The sequence below is a fragment of the Pilimelia columellifera subsp. columellifera genome (genome assembly GCF_039532605.1).
GTDB lineage: Bacteria > Actinomycetota > Actinomycetes > Mycobacteriales > Micromonosporaceae > Pilimelia > Pilimelia columellifera.
This window is the reverse complement of sequence record NZ_BAAARY010000091.1, coordinates 1-546: the sequence shown is the minus strand read 5'-3', so window position 1 is coordinate 546 and position 546 is coordinate 1. Positions and strand designations below refer to the sequence as shown.

The following is a 546-nucleotide window of genomic DNA, read 5'->3' as shown; positions in this document are numbered from 1 at the left end:
GCTACGCGGGCCGTTCAAGGGCGTCTGGTTTCACCTCTACACAGTGATCGACATCTGGTCCCGCTACGTCGTCGGGCACCTGGTCGCAGCACACGAGGATGGGCAGCTCGCCGAGGCGTTGATCGCTGACGCGGCCGCCCGCGAACGCGTCGACCCCGACCAACTGACCGTGCACGCCGACCGCGGCGCCGCGATGACCAGCAAGACCCTCACCCAGCTGCTGACCGATCTGAAGATCGGCCGTAGTCACAGCCGGCCGAAAACGTCGAACGACAATCCGTATATCGAGGCGAGCTTCAAAACGTTGAAGTACGACCCGAGCTTCCCGGACCGGTTCGGGTCGATCCAGCACGCCCGGCAGCACTGCGAAGCGTTTTACACCTACTACAACCACGAGCACCGGCACTGCGGGATCGGCCTGCACACCCCGGCATCGGTGCATCACGGCACCGCCACGCAGATCCGTGAACAGCGGAAACAGACCCTCGACGCCGCCTGGGCCACCCACCCCGAACGGTTCGGGCGCCGCCGACCGCTACCGCCCCG

General features: G+C 66.1%; 1 protein-coding gene. It reads left to right on the top strand.

Annotation, left to right across the window (positions count from 1 at the left end; genetic code table 11):
* Positions 1-546 (top strand): integrase core domain-containing protein (locus ABD287_RS18470; RefSeq protein ID WP_344174832.1); only part of this gene is annotated, 546 nt, incomplete at both ends.